This window comes from Kitasatospora sp. NPDC087315 (assembly GCF_044744345.1).
Lineage (GTDB): Bacteria > Actinomycetota > Actinomycetes > Streptomycetales > Streptomycetaceae > Kitasatospora.
Window position 1 is genome coordinate 89,953 of the sequence record NZ_JBIUYD010000019.1, and the last position, 13,994, is coordinate 103,946.

The following is a 13,994-nucleotide window of genomic DNA, read 5'->3' on the forward strand; positions in this document are numbered from 1 at the left end:
GACCGCCAGGGGTGGTCCGCGGCCCCGATCCCGTGAGGAGCTGCCCGATGATCGATGTCGCGACGCTGGTCGAGCAGGCCCGGGAGGGCCGTCCGCGTGCGGTCGCCCGGCTGATCTCGCTGGTCGAGAACGGCGCGCCCCAGCTGCGCGAGGCGATGGCGGCGCTCGCCCCCTACACCGGGCAGGCGTACACGGTGGGGCTGACCGGCTCGCCCGGCGTGGGCAAGTCGACCTCGACCTCCGCCCTGGTCTCCGCCTACCGCCGGCTCGGCAAGCGGGTCGGGGTGCTGGCCGTGGACCCGTCCTCGCCGTTCTCCGGCGGCGCGCTGCTCGGCGACCGGGTCCGGATGCAGGAGCACGCCACCGACCCGGAGGTGTTCATCCGCTCGATGGCCACCCGCGGCCACCTCGGCGGGCTCTCCTGGACGGCCCCGCAGGCGCTGCGCGTGCTGGACGGGGCCGGCTGCGAGGTGATCCTGGTCGAGACCGTCGGCGTGGGCCAGTCCGAGGTGGAGATCGCCGCCCAGGCGGACACCACCGTGGTGCTGCTCGCCCCCGGCATGGGCGACGGCATCCAGGCCGCCAAGGCCGGGATCCTGGAGATCGGCGACGTCTTCGTGGTCAACAAGGCCGACCGGGACGGCGCCGACGCGACCGCCCGGGAGCTGAACCACATGCTCGGCCTCGGCGAGGCCCGGGAGGCGGGGGACTGGCGGCCGCCGATCGTGAAGACCGTCGCGGCCCGCGGCGAGGGTGTGGACGAGGTGGTCGAGGCGCTGGAGAAGCACCGGGCCTGGCTGGAGGAGCACGGCGAGCTGGCCGTGCGCCGTCGCCGCCGGGCGGCCGACGAGATCGAGGCGATCGCGCTGGCCGCGCTGCGGGCCCGGATCGGCGACCTGCGCGGCGACCGTCACCTGACCGCCCTGGCCGAGCGGGTGGTGGCCGGCGGGCTGGACCCGTACGGCGCCGCCGACGAACTGGTCGCCGGGCTGACCCAGAGCTGAGCCGGGGCCGGTTTCCGGGCCGGGACGCCGAAGGGCCCGGCCTCCCCGACGGGGGGAGGCCGGGCCCTCACCGATGGTCAGGCCCGTCCGCGCAGCCCGCGCAGGTGCTCGGCGACGGGTGCCAGCGCCTCGTACATCGCGTCCAGCTGCTCCGGGGTGAAGCGGTCGATGAAGTGCGCCCGGACGCTGCGCACGTGGTCCGGGGCGACCTTCTGCATGGTCTCCCAGCCCTGCTCGGTGAGGTGGGCGTAGAGGCCGCGGCGGTCGCCCGGGCACTCCTGGCGGAGTACCAGGCCGGCCGTCTCCATCCGGGTGATCTGGTGCGAGAGCCGGCTCTTGGACTGGAGGGTCGCGGTCGCCAGGTCGGTCATCCGCATCCGGCGCTCCGGTGCCTCGGAGAGCACGACCAGGATCTCGTAGTCGTTGATCGCCAGGTTGTGCGGCTGGAGTTCACGGCCGAGCTGGTAGTCCAGCAGTCTGGAGACCTCCAGATGCGCGCGCCAGAGTTGCTGCTCCCGGGCCGTCAGCCAGGGCGCCTCCTCCCCGGGTGGCGAGGGGGAGACGTCCGCGGCGTCGATCGTGTGCGCATCCATGGGGACAGCATACCCCATTTAGTTAAATCTTGTACAAATTTACAGGCCGAAACGTCGCCCGAGATCGCCCAGGTTACCGAGGCCGGGCACGCCCCCGCCGTGGCCCTGTCCGGGCTGGGACGGAACCCCGCCCATCGGCACGCCCGCCTCGACGTGCACGTCCCCCACCGCGCGCTCGGCCAGCAGGATCTCGGTGGACTGCAGCAGTACCTGGCCGGCGCCGATGAACTCGAACTGGTGCTCCTCGCCGGACGCTCCGCCCAGCCCGGTGAGGCGGCGGAGCCCGCCGATCACCCCGTGCATGTAGTCGTGGTCGTAGTGGTGGCACGGCGCCGGGCAGTCCGCCCAGCCGACCAGCGCCTGCGGGTCCACCCGGATCGGCGGTTCGACGAAGTGCACCGGGCCGTTGGAGGCCGCGACGAACTTGCCGGTGCCGATCAGGGTCAGAAAGCCCGGGATGATCGACTGCTTGAGCCGCAGCGTGGGCTCGTAGGCCAGCAGGTTGCCCGAGCGGACGGTCAGGTTGCCGTCCTCCAGGTCGTAGGAGTTGAGGTCGAAGGCGCGGTCGGCCAGCAGCAGCCTGCCGCGGCCCTCGGCGACCACCCAGTCCGCCGCGTGCATCGGCGAGTTGAAGTGCTGGCCGATCATCCGGTCGAGCACGCCGGAGCCGACGCCCTTGAAGGAGATGTCGCCGTAGTAGGCGATCATCTTGCCCTTCTGGAGGAAGTACGCCCCGTTCAGGTCCACCGAGAAGGCGTACGGGTTGACGTTGTCGTTGACCGGCAGGCTGTGCGCGTCGTACACCACCGGGCCGGAGCCGCTCTGCGCCGTCGGCAGCGGGGCCTGGGCGCCGCCGAACTGCTCCTGGGCGTACTGCTGCTGCGGCTGGGCGGGGTAGCCCTGCGGCGGGGGCGGCGGGTAGCCGCCCTGCTGCGGGTGGCCCTGCGGCGGCGGGGGCGGGTACCCGGGCCCCGGCGGCGGGCCGTAGCCGGGCGGCGGGGGCGCCGGATAGCCGGGCTGGGTGGGCTGGTTGTACGGCGGCTGCTGGCCGTACGGGCTGTTCGGCTGGCCGTACGGGGGCGGCGGCGGGTAGGACATCAGAGCTTCTCCTCGCTCGCCTGCACGAACACCGTGCCGTTCCCGGACAGCTCCAGCTGGAACGCCTCGCCGGAGCCGCGCCCGATCATGTCGCGCCAACCCAGCGCGGTGGACAGCTTGTTCTGGACCTGGCCGCGGTGCGCGACATAGGCCTGGGGGTCGACGTGCACCGGCTGGTTCGGGGTGATCGGCAGCTCGAACACACCGCCGTGGGCCATCACCGCCACCGAGCCGTGGCCGTCCAGCTTGGTGGTGAACAGGCCCTGGCCGGTGACCTGGCCGCGGACCATCCCCATCACACCGCCCTGCGAGCCCATGAACATGGTGGACTGCTGCAGCGAGCCGTCGAAGGCCAGCAGCCGGTCCGCCTCCACGAAGAGGGTGTCGCCGGCCAGCTCGATCACGTGCACATGGTGGCCGCCGTGGCCGAACATCACGGTGCCCTGGCCCTCGACCGTCATCAACGGGGTGTCCTCGTTGGCCACCCGGCGGCCGATCATCGACATCACCCCGCCCTGCCCGCCGGTGATGTTCGGGGTGAAGCGGACCTCGCCGGTGTACGCGAGCATCGCGCCGCGCTGGCTGAACAGCCGCTGCCCGGGGACGACCCGGGCCTCGACCATCTTGTTGTTGACCTTCGTGAACGGCATCAGACGTCACCCCCGATGGTGGCCTTCTCCGACGGCTGCACGTACACCAGGCCCTCGCCGGTGAACTCCACCTGGACGGCCTCGCCACCGCCCTCGCCGATGAAGGTGCTCCAGCCGGCGCCCGACTTCAGGCTCCGGTGCAGGCTGCCGGTGTGCGCCACGTACGCCCCCGGGTCCACCCGCAGCGGCATGCCCTGGGAGACCCGCAGGATGACCGCCGGCCCCTTGGAGGTGACGGCGGCCCAGCCGTGGCCCTCGACCTTGGTGGTGAACAGGCCGTTGCCCGAGGACATGCCGTTGAGACCGGTGAAGCTGGTGCCGGTCTTCAGCGTGGCCTCGGTGCAGAGCAGGTTGTCCGACTCGACGTAGAGCGTCTCGCCGTTCAGCCGGACCAGGTTGATCTCGGTGGCCTTGTCGGCGAAGTAGCAGGTGCCCTTCCCCTTCACCTCCATGACCGTCATCTGCTCGCCGGTCAGCCGTCGGGTCACCATGCCGCGCAGGCCGTCGCCGCCGCCGGTGAGCTTTTTGAAGTTCATCTGGCCGCTGTACGCGACCATCGAGCCATTTCTGGCTTTCACGGCGTCGCCCGTCATGTCGACGGCGAGCACCTTGGACCCCTGGAGTCGAAACTGTGCCACGGCCGCAATCTAGCGGGACCGGGCGCCCTCGGGGGAGGGGCGGGGAGGTTCTGGTACGGGTCTGGGACAAATTCGCAGCTCAGGCCGGGGCGGGCGGCGGACGCGCGCGCGGTCCCGGCCGGCGGCGATCCGGACGGTCCTGTGACATCGGGCACGTGTCCGGCCCCCGGGGTCGTCCGGACGGGTGGGTCGGTGATAATGGGTGACGGCTTGTGAGCCCGTTCACAAGCACTGTGCGCATGCCCGGCTCCCGAACCGCGCACTCCGCCGCCCCCGCCCCGGTGAGGAACCGAACGTGAAGAGCAACGCCGCCGTCCACCGACTGCGCCTGGTCTCCGGCCCCGAAGGGGTCTCCTTCATCCTGCTGCTGGTCTGCTCGGTGCTCAAGCGCACCACCAGCTTCGACGGTGTCCCGGTGATGGGCATGATCCACGGGATCCTGTTCATCCTGTACGCGGTCTTCTGGATCATGGCCTGGCAGGCGCAGAAGTGGGACCTCAAGCGCGGTGTCCTGCTCTTCGTCCTCTCGGTGCTGCCCACCGGCGGCTTCTTCGCCGAGCGGATGCTCGCCAAGGAGGAGCGCGGCGAGCACCCGGCCGCCGCCGAGCGCGAGCCCGCCGCCGCGTGACCCGCTGACCGCCCGCCGCCCGCCGCGCGGACCGGTAACGGCCGACAGGCTGCCGAGGCCCCCCTCTCCCAGTGGGCCGCGGCAGCCTGTCGCCGTTTCCGGAGGTGGCTGGTGAGGTGCTAGTTGACGTTCACCGCGCTCCAGGCCGCGGCCACCGCGTTGTACTGGGGGCTGCCGAGGCCGTAGAGGTCCGCCGCCGCGCTCAGGGTGCCGGTGCGGGCGGCCTTGTAGTTGGTGGTGGAGGTGAAGTAGACGGTCAGCGCGCGGTACCAGATCGCGGCGGCCTTGTCCCGGCCGATGCCGGTGACGGTCGAGCCGTTGGAGGTCGGGCTGTTGTAGCTGACGCCGTTGATGGTCTTGGCGCCGCTGCCCTCGGCCAGCAGGTAGAAGAAGTGGTTGGCCACGCCCGAGGAGTAGTGGACGTCCACGTTGCCGACCCCGGAGTACCAGGAGTCCTTGGACGCGCCGTCCTTGGAGGGCTTGTCCATGTAGCGCAGCGGGGTGCCGTTGCCGTTGATGTTGAGCTTCTCGCCGATCAGGTAGTCCGGCACGTCCACCGGCAGGTTGGCGTACCACTCGACCATGGTGCCGAGGATGTCCGAGGTGGCCTCGTTGAGGCCGCCGGACTCGCCGGAGTAGATCAGCCCGGCGGTGGCCGAGGTGACGCCGTGGGTCATCTCGTGGCCGGACACGTCGATCGCGGTCAGCGGGTGGGTGTTGCCGGAGCCGTCCCCGTACGTCATGCAGAAGCAGGAGTCGTCCCAGAAGGCGTTGACGTAGTTGCTGCCGTAGTGCACCCGGCTGCTCGCGCCGACGCCGTTGTTCTTGATGCCGTTGCGGCCGAAGGTGTTCTTGTAGTAGTCCCAGGTGGCACCCGCGCCGAACTGGGCGTCCACCGCGGCGGACTGCGTGTTGGAGGGCAGGCCGTTGCCCCAGGCGTTGGTGGTGCTGGTGTAGAGCGCGTTCCCGTTGGCGGCGTTGCCGGTCCACTGGTTGCCGCGGGAGGCGTCCTTCAGCTGGTACGTCGAGCCGCTCTGGGTGGTGGTCAGCGTGACGGAGCCGACGTTGACGCCCTTGCCGGTCCCGGTCGCGGTCTGGATCTCCTCGTGCGCGGCGAGCACCGCGCCGGTGGCCGCGTCGGTGATCAGCCGCTGGCGGCTCGGCGTGCCGTCGGCCCGCAGGCCCTCGACCACGGTCTGGTAGGCGAGCCGCGGGCTGCCGTCGGCGGCCCAGACCACCAGGGTGGCCGCGCCGGCGCCGTCGACCCGGCTGATCGCCGCGTCCTCCTTGTCGGCCGCGATGCCGACGGTGGCCCGCACCGCGCCGGTCGCCTGGGTGGCGGCCGTGGCGGCGGAGAGCTTCGGGGTCAGGCTCGGCAGCGACAGCTGCCCGGCGAACGCCCGGTCCACCGAGGCTATCGAGCCGTTGGCCCGCTGGTGCACCACCAGGTCGCCGCCGATCACCTGGAGGCCGCCCAGGGTCCGCTCGTAGCGCAGGTGGCGGGTGCCGTTGGCATCCACCACGGCGTCCTTGACGACCAGTTGCTCCTGGCCGCCGAGCGCGAGCGCCTTGGCCACCGGGCCGGTCTGCCCGCCCGCCAGGGCGATCAGCGCGTCGCGCTGCTGCGCCACCGAGGGGGTGGCGGCCTGGGCGGGAGCGGCGGCGACCTGGATGGCGCCGGCCAGCAGGGCGGTGGCGGAGAGTACGGCTCCGGCTGTCAGCTTTCGCTTCACGTACGGGGTCCCTTCCACGAAACCGCGTGTGCGCGGTCACGCCGCATACCGGGGCGCCGGGGTTGGCGCCGTGGGGCGGTAGGGCGCTGACGTGCTGCTCCCGTGCGGTTCTTGACGGCCGGTCGATGGGATGGGTGGGGGCGACGGCCGCCCAACGGGGCTTGGGCAGAAGCATGACAATGCAGGGGGTGAAAGGACAGGGCGCCTCCGGCGATTGGCCAGGTCTCGCCAGCGGGCGGTGCGGATGGTTCGGCAGGGGTGAATGCCCCGTTATCGGGCGGTTCGTCGGGCTGGCGGGATCCCGCCAGCGGCCACCCTTGCCGGTCCGGGCACCCGCTGCTACCGCGCGCCCGTTCCCCTCGGGGGCCGCCGCCACCGCGCCGGCGCCGAGACGCCCGGGGCCTCGTGGGCCCCGGGCGCCGTTCGCCCGGGCGTCAGTTGACGTTGACGCCGCTCCACGCGGCCGCCACCGCGTTGTACTGGGGGCTGCCGAGGCCGTAGAGGTCCGCCGCCGCGCTCAGGGTGCCGGTGCGGGCGGCCTTGTAGTTGGTGGTGGAGGTGAAGTAGACGGTCAGCGCGCGGTACCAGATCGCGGCGGCCTTGTCCCGGCCGATGCCGGTGACGGTCGAGCCGTTGGAGGTCGGGCTGTTGTAGCTGACGCCGTTGATGGTCTTGGCGCCGCTGCCCTCGGCCAGCAGGTAGAAGAAGTGGTTGGCCACGCCCGAGGAGTAGTGGACGTCCAGGCTGCCCACGCCGGAGGACCAGGAGTCGGCCGAGCCGCCGTCCTTGGAGGGCTTGTCCATGTAGCGCAGCGGGGTGCCGTTGCCGTTGAGGTCGATCTTCTCGCCGATCAGGTAGTCCGGCTTGTCGGAGGGCAGGTCGGCGTACCACTCGACCATGGTGCCGAAGATGTCCGAGGTGGCCTCGTTGAGGCCGCCGGACTCGCCCGAGTAGTTGAGGCCCGCGGTGGCCGAGGTGACGCCGTGGGTCATCTCGTGGCCGGCCACGTCCAGCGCGGTCAGCGGGTGGGTGTTGCCCGCGCCGTCCCCGTACGTCATGCAGAAGCAGCTGTCGCTCCAGAACGCGTTGACGTAGTTCTTGCCGTAGTGGACCCGGCTGGTGGCGCCGACGCCGTTGTTCTTGATGCCGTTGCGGCCGAAGGTGTTCTTGTAGTAGTCCCAGGTGGCACCCGCGCCGAACTGGGCGTCCACCGCGGCCGACTGGCCGTTGGCGACGGTGCCGTCGCCCCAGACGTTGTCGGCGTCGGTGTACAGGGTGCCGGAGCCGGAGGTGCGGCCCTTGAGGTCGCTGGTGGACTGGCCGCCGCGGGAGGCGTCCTTCAGCTGGTACGCCGAGCCGCTCTGGGTGGTGGTCAGCGGGACGTTGCCGACGAAGACGCCGGTGCCGGTGCCGCCGGCGGTCTGCACCTGCTCGTGGGTGGAGAGCACCTCGCCGGTGGCGGCGTCGGTGACCAGTTGCCGGCTGCTCGGGGTGCCGTCGGCGCGCAGGCCCTCGACGACCGTCTGGTAGGCCAGTCGCGGGTTGCCGTCGACGGCCCAGACGACCAGCCTGGCGGCGCCGGTCCGGTGCACCTCCGTGAGCGGCGAGTCGGCCTTGTCGGCGGCGATGCCGACGGTGGCCTGCACCGCGCCGGCGGCCTGGGCGGCGGCCTTGTCGGCGGAGAGCTTCGGGGTGAGGCTGGGCACGCTGATCCGCGCGGTGACGGCCTTGTCCACCGACTTCAGCGCGCCGTCGGTGCCCTGGTGCACCACCAGGTCGCCGCCGAGGACGGGCAGGCCGGCGAAGGTGCGCTCGAAGCGGAGGTGCCGGGTGCCGTCCGGGTCCACCACCGCGTCCTTGGCGACCAGTTGCTCCTGGCCGCCCAGGGCGAGCGCCTTCGCCAGCGGTCCGGCCTGGCCGCCGGCCAGCGCGATCGCGGCGGCGTGCTGCTGCGCGGCCCGGGCCTGCGCGGTGGGCGTCGGACTGGCCTGGGCGATGCCGGTGCCGACCTGGATGACACCGGTGAGGAGGGCGGCGGCGGAGAGTACGGCGCCGACTGCGAGCTTTCGCTTCACGTACAGGTCCTTCCGGAGATACCGCGGGTGCGGGCGCGCCTCGTCCCGGGGTGCCGGGGTTGGCACCTGAGGGGCGGAACGGGCGCTGACGTGCTGCTCCGTGCGGTCGAGCGGCGGGCGCCGGTGAGTGGGGCGGTGCCCGCCGGACGGGGCTGGGCGAAAGCATGACAATCCAACAAGTGAAATGACAGGTCCCGATCATCGATTGGCCAGGTCTCGCCAGCCCGGCGGATCGCCAACAGGGGTGCGAAACGGTCAAAACACCCGGCCGTTCGGTGGGTTACCGCCCGAACCGAGGCCTGATACCGGGCCGCGCGCCCGATCGGCGGCCGGCCGGCGGCCGGTGCGGGCGGATTGGCGGGGGTTCACGCTCCCGCAATGTCCTGGTATGTACCTGTGGCCCCGGCTGGCGTGATCCCGCCACGCGTCACACTTGTCCACCATCAGGACGCCTGGTACCACCCGTCCCGCCCGCCGGTACGGTAAGGACGTGGCCAAGCCCCTCGCACTCGACTTCGACCCGATCGCCCGCGCCGACGAGCTGTGGACCCGCCGCTGGGGCGGAGTCCCCTCGATGGCGGCGATCACCTCGATCATGCGGGCGCACCAGATCCTGCTCTCCCGGGTGGACGCGGTGCTCAAGCCGTACGGGCTGACCTTCGCCCGCTACGAGGCGCTGGTGCTGCTCACCTTCAGCCGGACCGGCGAGCTCTCGCTCTCCAAGATCGGCGAGCGGCTGATGGTCCACCCGACCAGCGTCACCAACACCGTCGACCGGCTGGAGCGGGCCGGCCTGGTCGCCCGCCGGCCCAACCCGCTGGACGGTCGCGGCGTGCTCGCCGCCATCACCGACCGCGGCCGTGAGGTGGTCGAGGAGGCCACCCGGGAGCTGATGGCGATGGAGTTCGGCCTGGAGGAGTACGGCGCCGACCAGTGCCGCCAGGTGTTCGAACTGCTCCGCCCGCTGCGGGTGGCCGCGGGCGACTTCACCGGGCCGGACGCGGAGGCGGCGCGGTAGGAGCGGTGGAAGGCGCCCGGGGGCTGCGCGGCGGTACCCGTGAGGGCGGCTACCCTCGTTGGAGCGGTGCGCGGATCGGGGCGTACCGGCCGATCCTGCCGAGTGAGGCGATGAGAAGTATGAAGGCGACCCCCCTGCTGGGCTGGTACCGGGCCCTGGCCATTGCGACCGGTGTTGCGCTGCTGGTGTTCTGCGGCTTCATGGTCGCGAAGTACGGCTTCGACACGGCCGAGTCCGTCACCACCTATGTGGCGATGCTGCACGGCTACCTCTACATCGGGTACTTCGTGGTCACCTTCCTGCTCGGCCAGAAGCTCAAGTGGCCGCTGGGTCGGATGATCTTCACCCTGGCGGCCGGCTGCATTCCGTTCGCCTCCTTCGTCGCCGAGCGCCGCGTGGTGCGCGACGCCGTCGAGCGGCTGCCCGCCGGTGAGGCCCGCCAGCCGGCCGGCGTCTGACCGTACGCGTTCCCGAGGGCGCCTCTCCCGATCATGGGGAGGCGCCCTCGCGCATGTCCGGGGCGTGGCGTGGGCATCCTCCGACCCGTCGCCATCGACAAGTACTAGGACGTCCGAGTAAATTGGTAGGACGTCCTCATAGTTGTGCCGCCCCGGTACCGTGGCGGCCGTACGGAGCGGAGTTCGGGTCCATGGACGCCGAGGAGATCGAGCGCGGCCGGCAGCGCTGGCAGCAGCGGTACGACAGTGCCCGCAAGCGGGACGCGGACTTCACCACCCTCTCCGGTGACGAGGTCGAGCCGGTCTACGGCCCGCCCGCCGGGCAGGCCTACGAGGGCTTCGAGCGGATCGGCTGGCCGGGTGAGTACCCGTACACCCGGGGCCTGCACCCCACCGGCTACCGCGGGCGGACGTGGACCATCCGCCAGTTCGCCGGCTTCGGCAACGCCCGGCAGACCAACGAGCGCTACCGGATGATCCTGGAGGCGGGCGGCGGTGGCCTCTCGGTCGCCTTCGACATGCCCACCCTGATGGGCTACGACTCGGACGACGCCAAGTCGCTCGGCGAGGTCGGCCACTGCGGCGTGGCCATCGACTCGGCCGCCGACATGGAGGTGCTGTTCCAGGGCATCCCGCTGGGCGAGGTCACCACCTCGATGACGATCAGCGGCCCGGCCGTGCCGATCTTCTGCATGTACCTGGTCGCCGCCGAGCGCCAGGGGGTCGACCCGGCGGTGCTCAACGGCACCCTGCAGACCGACATCTTCAAGGAGTACATCGCCCAGAAGGAGTGGCTCTTCGCCCCCGAGCCGCACCTGCGCCTGATCGGCGACCTGATGGCGTACTGCGCCCGGGGCATCCCGGCGTACAAGCCGCTCTCCGTCTCCGGCTACCACATCCGCGAGGCCGGGGCCACGGCCGCGCAGGAGCTGGCGTACACCCTGGCGGACGGCTTCGCCTACGTCGAGCTGGGCCTCTCCCGCGGCCTGGACGTCGACGTCTTCGCCCCCGGCCTCTCCTTCTTCTTCGACGCGCACCTGGACTTCTTCGAGGAGATCGCCAAGTTCCGCGCGGCCCGCCGGATCTGGGCCCGCTGGATGCGCGACCGCTTCGGCGCGAAGACGGACAAGGCGCAGTGGCTGCGCTTCCACACCCAGACCGCCGGCGTCTCGCTCACCGCGCAGCAGCCGTACAACAACGTGGTCCGCACCGCCGTGGAGGCGCTGTCGGCCGTGCTCGGCGGCACCAACTCGCTGCACACCAACGCCCTGGACGAGACCCTGGCGCTGCCCTCCGAGCAGGCCGCCGAGATCGCCCTGCGCACCCAGCAGGTGCTGATGGAGGAGACCGGCGTCGCCAACGTGGCCGACCCGCTGGGCGGTTCCTGGTACGTCGAGGCGCTCACCGACCGGATCGAGGAGCAGGCCGAGGCGATCTTCCAGCGGATCCTCGACAAGGGCCGCGAGGACCACGGGATCGGGCCGATCACCTCCGGCATCCTGCGCGGGATCGAGGAGGGCTGGTTCACCGGGGAGATCGCCGAGGCGGCCTTCCAGTACCAGCAGGGGGTGGAGAAGGGCGAGAAGCGGGTGGTCGGCGTCAACTGCCATCCGCGCAGCGTCACCCCCGAGCTGGAGATCCTGCGGGTCAGCCACGAGGTGGAGCGCGAGCAGGTGCGGGTGCTGGCCGAGCGCAAGGCGGGCCGGGACGACGCGGCGGTACGGGCCGGGCTGGACGCGATGCTGGCGGCGGCGCGCTCGGGCGCGTCGATGATCCCGCCGATGCTGGACGCGGTGCGGGCCGAGGCCACCCTGGGCGAGATCTGCAACGCGCTGCGCGAGGAGTGGGGCACCTACCGGGAGTCCGCCTCCTTCTGACCCCGTCGGCGTCCGGAGCCGTCCCGCACGGGCGTGCGGGGCGGCTCCGCGCGTTCACGCGGCCGGCAGGCTGGGGAAGGGGCCGAGCAGCAGGCTGGTGAAGCGGCGGGTCCAGTCGGCGGTGATCGGCTCGCCGCTGACCAGGACGCGGTGCTCGACCGTCCCCGCGATGGTGTCGAAGATGATGTCGATCTCCTCGCAGGCCGCCGTCGGATCGCCGTCCGGGGCGAGTTCGCCGCGCGCCTGGGCGGCCGCCCGGCCCTGCCGGACCAGGTGCTTCTGCGGGTCGACGATCGCCTCCCGGATCCGCTGGCGCAGCTGCGGGTCGCGGGTGCCCTCGGCGAACAGCGCGAGCAGCGCCGCCTGGGTCTCGGGGCGGGCCAGCAGGTCCGCGAACTGGACCACCACGGCCTCGATGTCGGCCCGCAGGCTGCCCAGGTCGGGCATGACCAGCTCGTCGAAGAGGCTGGCCACGGCGTCCACCACCAGCTCGTTCTTGGACGGCCAGCGCCGGTACAGGGTGGTCTTGGCGACCTTGGCGCGGGTGGCGACGTGGCCCATGGTCAGTCCGCCCCAGCCGAGTTCGGCCAGGGTCTCGCGGGTGGCGTCCAGGATCGCCAGATCGGCGGCGGCGCTGCGCGGGCGCCCCTTGGCTCTGGTCGCGGCGCCGTCGGGGCTCCCCGGGGCCTCCCGGGCCGCCGCGGCTGCTGGGGGGTGCTCCCGGACTGCCGGGTGCTCCGGGGTCAAGGGGGGCTGGGCGGCCGACACCGGGCCTCCTTGCGATCTACTGGTAAGTAACTTGGGTGGGGCTGGTAACGGTAGCGACTGTTCGCCGTCCGGGGCAGCCGGGGTGCCGGGGAAAGTGGGGCAGCTCACGTCCCGGGATGGCCGACGGGGCTTGCGGCGGGGGCCCTCGATCCAGTTACGCTACGGCTCGTAGCGAAAGCAGTGACAACCAGGCGCCGCGACCCGTGGGACGGGAGCGGCGCGGGTGCGGGTGGGGATCCGCGCCGAACGGTTCAGGCTACCTGGTACGGGGCCGCCCGTCAGGGAACGGAAGCCGCGCAGCCCGCGCGGAGGGATTTCCCGGCGGTTGGTGCCCGTCGGCGGTGCGGACGGGGGAGGATGGTGCCATGCAGCCACGGAATTCGCGTCCCAACAGCTCCGCCCTGCGCGGTGCGGTCGACCTCGCCGCAGTGAAGGCAGCCGGCGAGGCTGCCCAGAAGGCCGAGCAGGCCAGGGCCGAGCGGGCCCGTCAGGCGGCCGCCGCCGAAGCGGCCGGAGTCGCCCCGGCCCCGCTCGCGTACGAGCTCGTCATCGATGTCACCGAGGACACCTTCGAGGCCGAGGTCGTCCAGCGCTCCACCGAGGTTCCGGTCGTCATCGACTTCTGGGCCGAGTGGTGCGGGCCCTGCAAGCAGCTCAGCCCGATCCTGGAGCGCCTGGCCGAGGAGTACGCCGGCCGGATCGTGCTCGCCAAGATCGACGTGGAGGCCAGCCCGCAGCTCTCCCAGCAGTTCGGCATCCAGGGCATTCCGGCCGTGATGGCCGTCGTGGCCGGGCAGTTGGTGCCGCTGTTCCAGGGGGCCGAGAGCGAGGCCAACGTCCGCAAGGTGCTGGACCAGCTGATCCTGGTCGCCGAGCAGCGCTTCGGCGTGGCCGGCGGCGCGGCGGTGCCCGGCGCGGTCCCCGGCGAGGCCGCCGCCCCGTACCTGCCGGAGGACCCGGCGCTGGCCGCCGCCCACGAGGCGCTGGACCGGGGTGACCTCGGCGGTGCCGTCCAGGCCTACCGGAACGTCCTGGTCGACCAGCCGGGCAACACCGAGGCCAAGCTCGGGCTGGCCCAGGCGGAACTGCTGCGCCGGGTGGAGCGGCTCAACCCGCAGGACGTCCGCGCGGCGGCCGCGGCCGACCCGAAGAACGTCGCGGCGCAGCTGGACGCGGCCGACCTGGACCTGGTGGGCGGACACGTCGAGGACGCCTTCGGGCGCCTGGTGGACACCGTCGGCCGGACCTTCGGCGACGACCGGGACACCGCCCGGGTGCGGCTGCTGGAGCTGTTCGAGGTGATCGGCACGACGGACCCACGGGTGACGGCGGCGCGTACCGCGCTGGCCCGCGTCCTGTTCTGACGGCCCTTCCGACCCTGCTCTGACGCGCCCTCGCCGGCACGCCGAATGACCTGCGGTGTCGCTGGCGATTTGGCGACAATCCGGTCATCG

The 13,994-nt window shown here is 72.1% G+C and carries 13 protein-coding genes; 6 read left to right on the forward strand and 7 right to left on the reverse strand.

All coding sequences use genetic code 11. The features are described from left to right. Positions 1-47 precede the first annotated feature (47 nt). Positions 48-1,004 carry a methylmalonyl Co-A mutase-associated GTPase MeaB gene (meaB, locus tag ACIO5D_RS25740; RefSeq protein ID WP_363604844.1) on the forward strand — a complete coding sequence of 319 codons (957 nt, stop codon included), beginning with the start codon at positions 48-50 and terminating at the stop codon, positions 1,002-1,004. Positions 1,005-1,081: 77 nt separating this feature from the next. Here meaB and ACIO5D_RS25745 read toward each other — a convergent pair whose 3' ends face one another. The 4 genes from ACIO5D_RS25745 to ACIO5D_RS25760 form a co-directional block, all read right to left on the reverse strand. Continuing rightward, entirely contained in the window at positions 1,082-1,597 is a 516-nt protein-coding gene (locus tag ACIO5D_RS25745) for a MarR family winged helix-turn-helix transcriptional regulator (protein ID WP_400798054.1), read from the reverse strand. 39 nt (positions 1,598-1,636) lie between these two features. Further along, positions 1,637-2,434 (reverse strand): AIM24 family protein, encoded by a 798-nt coding sequence (locus tag ACIO5D_RS25750; RefSeq protein WP_363604908.1) that lies wholly within the window; start codon positions 2,432-2,434, stop codon positions 1,637-1,639. Positions 2,435-2,694: 260 nt separating this feature from the next. Next, entirely contained in the window at positions 2,695-3,345 is a 651-nt protein-coding gene (locus ACIO5D_RS25755) for an AIM24 family protein (protein ID WP_363604847.1), read from the reverse strand. Then, positions 3,345-3,983 carry an AIM24 family protein gene (locus tag ACIO5D_RS25760; RefSeq protein WP_363604848.1) on the reverse strand — a complete coding sequence of 213 codons (639 nt, stop codon included), beginning with the start codon at positions 3,981-3,983 and terminating at the stop codon, positions 3,345-3,347. Before ACIO5D_RS25760 ends, ACIO5D_RS25755 begins: the two co-directional genes overlap by 1 nt. Positions 3,984-4,278: 295 nt before the next feature. Between ACIO5D_RS25760 and ACIO5D_RS25765 the strand changes: the two genes are divergently transcribed. After that, positions 4,279-4,611, forward strand: a complete 333-nt coding sequence (locus tag ACIO5D_RS25765) for a DUF3817 domain-containing protein (protein WP_363604850.1) — start codon at positions 4,279-4,281, stop codon at positions 4,609-4,611. Between the two features lie 119 nt (positions 4,612-4,730). On the opposite strand, the gene ACIO5D_RS25770 is transcribed toward ACIO5D_RS25765, so the two are convergent. Both ACIO5D_RS25770 and ACIO5D_RS25775 read right to left on the reverse strand, forming a co-directional pair. Continuing rightward, the gene (locus ACIO5D_RS25770; RefSeq protein WP_400654646.1) at positions 4,731-6,344 is read right to left on the reverse strand and encodes a M4 family metallopeptidase; all 1,614 of its coding nucleotides are present in this window, start codon (positions 6,342-6,344) and stop codon (positions 4,731-4,733) included. 434 nt (positions 6,345-6,778) lie between these two features. After that, positions 6,779-8,419, reverse strand: coding sequence for a M4 family metallopeptidase (locus tag ACIO5D_RS25775; protein WP_400798056.1), 1,641 nt, complete (start codon positions 8,417-8,419; stop codon positions 6,779-6,781). 490 nt (positions 8,420-8,909) lie between these two features. Between ACIO5D_RS25775 and ACIO5D_RS25780 the strand changes: the two genes are divergently transcribed. The 3 genes from ACIO5D_RS25780 (at position 8,910) to ACIO5D_RS25790 (ending at position 11,772) form a co-directional block, all read left to right on the forward strand. Beyond that, on the forward strand, positions 8,910-9,437 hold the full coding sequence (locus ACIO5D_RS25780; RefSeq protein ID WP_363604854.1) for a MarR family transcriptional regulator: 528 nt from the start codon (positions 8,910-8,912) through the stop codon (positions 9,435-9,437). 119 nt (positions 9,438-9,556) lie between these two features. Further along, positions 9,557-9,895, forward strand: coding sequence for a DUF3817 domain-containing protein (locus ACIO5D_RS25785; RefSeq protein WP_363604855.1), 339 nt, complete (start codon positions 9,557-9,559; stop codon positions 9,893-9,895). A 191-nt stretch (positions 9,896-10,086) separates the two neighbouring features. Further along, complete coding sequence (locus tag ACIO5D_RS25790) at positions 10,087-11,772, forward strand: methylmalonyl-CoA mutase (protein ID WP_400654651.1); 1,686 nt, start codon at positions 10,087-10,089, stop codon at positions 11,770-11,772. Positions 11,773-11,826: 54 nt separating this feature from the next. On the opposite strand, the gene ACIO5D_RS25795 is transcribed toward ACIO5D_RS25790, so the two are convergent. Then, the gene (locus ACIO5D_RS25795; protein WP_400798133.1) at positions 11,827-12,393 is read right to left on the reverse strand and encodes a TetR/AcrR family transcriptional regulator; all 567 of its coding nucleotides are present in this window, start codon (positions 12,391-12,393) and stop codon (positions 11,827-11,829) included. Between the two features lie 512 nt (positions 12,394-12,905). Here ACIO5D_RS25795 and ACIO5D_RS25800 point away from each other — a divergent pair. Next, positions 12,906-13,904, forward strand: a complete 999-nt coding sequence (locus tag ACIO5D_RS25800; RefSeq protein ID WP_363604857.1) for a tetratricopeptide repeat protein — start codon at positions 12,906-12,908, stop codon at positions 13,902-13,904. Positions 13,905-13,994 lie beyond the last annotated feature (90 nt).